This is a genomic window from Polaromonas sp. P3_C2 (genome assembly GCF_056402675.1).
Map to the genome: position 1 here is coordinate 1 of NZ_JBFUGX010000316.1, position 4,861 is coordinate 4,861.

Consider the following 4,861-nt stretch of genomic DNA (forward strand, 5'->3'; position numbering starts at 1 on the left):
CTGCCACCACAAGCCACGGCCAAAAGCTTGACATGATGTGCGCGCCGGTCGCGGACTGCTCAGGCCTTGGTGCTGCAGCACGAATCGGCTTCGGGCGCGGGCGTGAATGCGGACGCAGTTTCGTAGCGGTCGTGGTGGCGCACCCAGTCCATCTTGTAAAACCCGTCATGCTCGTCCCGGCCCTTGGGCGTGAGGTCCAGCATGTTGTAGGTGCCCATCATTACCTCCACACCGCGCCCGTAGGTCGAGTAGGTGTGGAAAACCTGGCCTGCGTCATCCTTGTAGAACAGGCTGATGCCGGGCGCTTCCTCGGCCGGGAATTCGGTCATGCCGTAGTTGTAGTTGACGGTGCCGTTGACCCTTTCCTCGGGCTTGAAGCTCACGTGAAAGTCGTAGTTGAAGTCGCTGCTGTTCGAAGAAACCCACTTGAAGTTCCAGCCCATGCGGCGGCGAAAACGCTCGATCTCGGGCAGCGTGGCGCGCGAGACGGCCACAAAACTCACGTCGCGGTTCTCCAGGTGGATCTGCATGCCGGCGGTGTGGTCTGCCATGTAAGAGCAGCTCGGGCAGCCCTGCTCCCAGCCCGGGCCGAACATGAAGTGCTGCACCATCAGCTGGCGGCGCCCTTCGAACAGGTCGGCAAGCGAGCGTTTGCCTTCGGGCGTGTCGAAGATGTAGTTTTTCTCGATACGGACCCAGGGAAGCGCACGGCGCTCGCCGGCTATCCGGTCGCGCAGGCGTGTCAGTTCTTTCTCCTGGGCCAGCAGCGTCTTGCGCTCGGCCAGCCATTTGTCTCTGGACACAACGGAGTGCTTCATGGCGGATGTTTCGGTCATGGTGGTATTCATGGTGTTCTCCTGGGTTAAACGGGTGGGTGGATGGGTAGTCCGCGCTCAGGCGCTTGCCGGTTGTTCGCGGTGCATGGCGGCCTGCACGGCAGGCCGGGCAGCGATTCGCGCCTGGAACGCCAGCAGCCTGGGAAAGGCCGACAGGTCCAGCTTGACGAACTCCGCCCAGCGCGTGACCACAAACAAATAGGCATCGGTCACCGTGAAACGGTCGCCCAACAGGAACGGTGTGCGGCCCAGCGTGGCTTCCAGCAGGCGATAGTGTTTGTGCAGGTGGGCCATGCGCGCGCTGCGAACCTCATCGCTGCAGGCTGGGTTGAACAGCGGCATGTAGCCTTGGTGCAGTTCTGAATTGATGTACCCCAGCATCTCCTGCAGGCGATAGCGCGCCATGCTGCCGCTGGCGGGTGCCAGCTGCGCCTCAGGCTTGAGGTCGGCAAGGTACTGCACAACGGCGGGGCCTTCCGTCAGTACGGTGCCGTCGTCCAGCTGGAGCACGGGCACCAGGCCTTTGGGGTTGATGGCGAGAAAGTCTTCGCCGTGCTCGGTGCGCTTGGCGACCACGTCGACCTTCACGAGTTCGATGGCGAGGCCTAACTCATTGGCCACGATGTGCGGCGACAAAGAACAGGCGGACGGGCTGTAGTAAAGCTTCATGGTTTTCTCCTTGGCTCGGTGAGCCGTTTGCTTGGGTTTGCGTTGCGTGGGTCAATGCGCTGCCCGACCCGTGCTGGTAACAGGTGCGCTCGTTATCGGTCTTTGTGACCGAATGGGGTTGTCAGCGCAGGGGGGCCTGCGCTGGGTTCTATGCGGCTTTTGCTGCTTTGGGCCGCCGAACGGCTCGGACTTTTCCGCTCTTGCCGCCGCCCGCATAGAAGAGGTCTGCGCCGTCGGACTCCAGTCCGCTGACGCCGGTGCCTTTCGGCATTTCCAGCCGCTCGAGCACGGCGCCGCTCTTCGGGTCGATGCGGCGGATCTCGCTGTCATCGCCCTCCCAGGTGCCGTGCCAGAGTTCGCCGTCCACCCACGTCACGCCAGTGACGAAGCGGTTCGATTCAATCGTGCGCTGGATGGCGCCAGTCTTCGGGTCAACCTGGTGGATCTTGCGGTCGCGGTACTGGCCCACCCACAGGCTGCCTTCGGCCCAGGTCAGGCCCGAGTCGCTGCCACTGCCGGGCGCCGGGATGGTGGCCACCACTTTGCCCGTGGCCGGGTCGATCTTGTCGATACGCGTCTCGGCGATCTGGTAGAGGTGTTTGCCGTCGAAGGCGGTACCGGCGTCACCGGCGCATTCCAGCGTGCGCGTTTGCTCGCCACTGGCGGGGTCGAAAGCAACGATTTTTGCGCCGGTGGCGGCCCAGACGCGCTGGCCATCATGCGTGACACCGGCGACGTCGTTGACGCCGGGGAAGCTGTATTCGCGCACGATCTCGGCGGGACGCGCCTTGGGTTCGGGTTTTGCCGTGAGGGTCTTGCTGCTCATCGTTGCTCCTTAATGCACCGTCCATCGGCGCCATGGAGACAACTCTATCCAATCGGCAGCGAAGCAGGGAGTAACAAGATCGTCGTGAATCCGGCCAGCGGCGGCGCCAGCCAGCGCTGAGCCCGTGCCCGGCCCATGGAGCGCACCCGCCCACCGGCTTCCAGATCGGCCAGCGCCCGCTGCACGGTGCGCTGGCTTGCCCCGACGGCCAGCGCCAGTGCCGAAGTGGACCAAGCCGCGCCGTCAGACAGCAGCGCCACCAGCGAGGCCTGCTCGCCATCAATGGGCGGTGCCAGCACAGCCACATCGCGTTCACCACGCGGCTTCAGGATGAAGCCCCGCTCGGTGGCTTCGATGCTTGCGAGTGTTTTGACCAACGCTCGCAGGCGGCCGATTTCGACCCTCAGGCGCGCCCTGTGCGTCTCGTCAGGGCGCCTGGTGCGAAAGGCGGATTCGATCAGCGCTTCGCGGCTCACATCACCAGGCCATGCTTCGGCGAGTGAACGTGCCAGCGAGAACAACACCGGCCGCCGCGCCAGCGGCCGCCACTGGTCTCCGGCCCCCAGCCCACGGCGGCAGGCGTCGACCACCAGCGCGTCCGAAGCCAGGAGTGCCGCAACCTCATCGAGGCGCAGCGCCTGCTCGCCGCCGGCGGTGAGGCGCCGGGCGGCGGGCCGGTCAAGCGCAGCGCGCGCTTCGGTGACTTCGGCCATGAGCGCCGGCACCTGCGCACGTTCGGCCGCTGCATGCGCACGCGCCAGCGCCATCCGCGCGTCGCCGACGCGCAGCGAGCGCAGCGCTAGTTCGGCAGCAGTCAGTTCAGCCACGGCCCGCAGCGAAGGCGGCAAGCCGCGCGCATCCAGCTTCGTCAGCGCCACAGAGGCCTCATCAAGCCGACCCAGCAGCAACAGCCGTCGTGCGGTGATGAGCCACGCCTGCAGCGTATTGGCTGTGTCGGCGTGCGCCTCCAGCGTGGCCGCTGCCGCTGCCAGTGCGCGTGGTGAGCCGCCAAAGTCGCGCATGGCCATCGCTACCTCGGCTTCTGCCACAACGCAGCGTGCGCGCGCCAATTCTTCATGCACGCCAAAGCCGCGTGCGGCGCGTTTCAGGAGCTCGCGGGCGCGCGGGTGCTCGCCAAGCTGGGCCATGGCGATGCCGCGCAAAGCCAGAGCCGGCGGGTCGTCGCGCAGGGCAACGCGCTTGAGGGCACCGAGCGCATCGCCGGCGGCCAGTGCGCGGGCGGAGGCGGCAATCAGTGAATCCATGCTGACATGGTTATGCCCGTGACAGCCGCCGCGCCGGTTGCCCCCCGGCACGCGGCAGGCTGGCGCTGACCAGCGCCGCGGCCAGCGTGACCAGCCACGAGTAATACACCCACACCAGAAAAGCCAGCAGCGGCGCGAAGGCGCCGTAGATCGTGCGGTAGGTGGGCACGTTGGCCAGGTAAATCGCGAAGCCGTACTTGCCCAGCTCAAAGGCAATACCGGCCAGCAGGCCGCCCGCGATCGCATGACTCCACCGTACAACGGTGTTCGGTACAAAGCGGAACAGGCAGGTGAAGCCGATGGCGCTCAGAATGGCGGGCCCCAGGTTAATGGCATGCGGCACCCAGGCAGGCCGCGCGCCCATCAGCCCGCTGGAAGCCGCCACCAGATAAGACGCGGCCCACAGGCTGGCGCCGATGAGCACCGGCCCCGTGAGCAGCATGCCTGYGTACAAAGCCAGCCGGCGCAGCACGGGGCGTGGCTTCTTCACCTGCCATATGCGGTTCAGCGTGTTTTCCATGCTCAGCAGCAGCGTCAGGGCCGACACCAGCAGCAGCGCAAAACCCACCAGCGTGAGGCCATTGGCATTGCCCGCGAACTGCGCCAGGTGTTTGAGCACCGTCTTGGCGATGCCCTCCGGCAACAGGCCGCGCAGCAGGTGCTCGCGAATCGCGTCACCGGTGGCATGCAGCGCTGGCGTGCGCGCGAACAGTGCGAAGCTCACCGCCAGCATCGGCACCATGGACATCACCATCGTGAAAGTGAGACCGCCCGCCGCCTGGGCGATGCGCTCTTCCCTGCCACGCTGCAGGAGGCGGGTGATCAGGTTGCCCTGGTTTCGGCTGGTTGCCATGGAATTGGGAGGCTCGTGTCGCGCCGGTCAGGAAATGCCGGTACGTTCAACCCAACAGGCGGAACAGGCCATAAAGGGACAGCAGCCCTGATGTCACCAGAAGTCCAGTCTTGACCGAGCGGGCGCCGACCAATGCGCCGATAACGCTGCAAGCCAGGATGGCGCCGAGGATGTAGGTTGTTTTCATGCCCGCAATGGTAAAGCCTTCGCCTGGCCCTTGATGATGTGCGGGGAAGGTTGTGGGGCGAAACCAACTCCTGATTGACGATGACCTCAGGGCATTTTTGTCGTCACATCACCGGCATGAAACATTCCCGCCGGMCTGACGAAATTTCCGCCTCCCAGATGGTGAATCGTCTGCAGATCGAGGTTGTCGTCGCCGAAGCGCCAGTGCCCCTGCTGGAACACACGC

General features: G+C 65.3%; 6 protein-coding genes. All 6 read right to left on the bottom strand.

Annotation, left to right across the window (positions count from 1 at the left end; genetic code table 11):
- Positions 1–59: 59 nt before the first annotated feature.
- Positions 60–848 (bottom strand): DUF899 domain-containing protein, encoded by a 789-nt coding sequence (locus AC1DWI_RS13870; RefSeq protein ID WP_477670906.1) that lies wholly within the window; start codon positions 846–848, stop codon positions 60–62.
- Positions 849–893: 45 nt separating this feature from the next.
- A complete protein-coding gene (gene gstA, locus AC1DWI_RS13875) occupies positions 894–1,505 on the bottom strand; it encodes a glutathione transferase GstA (protein ID WP_477670907.1) in 612 nt (203 codons plus the stop codon).
- A 148-nt stretch (positions 1,506–1,653) separates the two neighbouring features.
- Positions 1,654–2,331, bottom strand: a complete 678-nt coding sequence (locus AC1DWI_RS13880) for a Vgb family protein (RefSeq protein ID WP_477670908.1) — start codon at positions 2,329–2,331, stop codon at positions 1,654–1,656.
- 44 nt (positions 2,332–2,375) lie between these two features.
- Positions 2,376–3,596, bottom strand: coding sequence for a helix-turn-helix domain-containing protein (locus AC1DWI_RS13885; RefSeq protein WP_477670909.1), 1,221 nt, complete (start codon positions 3,594–3,596; stop codon positions 2,376–2,378).
- A gap of 10 nt (positions 3,597–3,606) precedes the next feature.
- Positions 3,607–4,449 (bottom strand): YhjD/YihY/BrkB family envelope integrity protein, encoded by an 843-nt coding sequence (locus AC1DWI_RS13890; protein WP_477725039.1) that lies wholly within the window; start codon positions 4,447–4,449, stop codon positions 3,607–3,609.
- A gap of 46 nt (positions 4,450–4,495) precedes the next feature.
- Complete coding sequence (locus AC1DWI_RS13895) at positions 4,496–4,636, bottom strand: hypothetical protein (protein ID WP_477670911.1); 141 nt, start codon at positions 4,634–4,636, stop codon at positions 4,496–4,498.
- Positions 4,637–4,861: the final 225 nt, after the last annotated feature.